We start from the raw sequence: 245 nt of genomic DNA, 5'->3' as shown, positions 1-245 counted from the left end.
CCGGGTTTTATCGACCTTGATGCACTGTCGGATATCGACACAACAATCTTGTCTTTTGACAATCAGCCTTCATGGAAAAAAGGGCGCGTCTGGCCAAAAAGCTATATGGAACGCGGCCCTTATGAAATGTATTCCGCAGAAGAACTGGCTTTCCAAAAACGCTATTCTTTCGCTCAGCTGATCCGTAACGGCATCACCACAGCTATGCCTATTGCCTCCCTGTTCTATCGGGAATGGGGTGAAAC

Annotated in this window: 1 pseudogene; it reads left to right on the top strand. The window is 47.8% G+C overall.

Annotated features, from left to right (window positions below):
* Positions 1-245: pseudogene (locus tag HBA93_RS22775) on the top strand (N-ethylammeline chlorohydrolase); the annotation flags it as partial.

It is taken from the genome of Ochrobactrum sp. SFR4 (assembly GCF_019730395.1).
Taxonomy (GTDB): Bacteria; Pseudomonadota; Alphaproteobacteria; order Rhizobiales; family Rhizobiaceae; genus Pseudochrobactrum.
The sequence above is the reverse complement of the archived record's forward strand: the minus strand, read 5'-3'. Positions and strand labels throughout refer to the sequence as shown.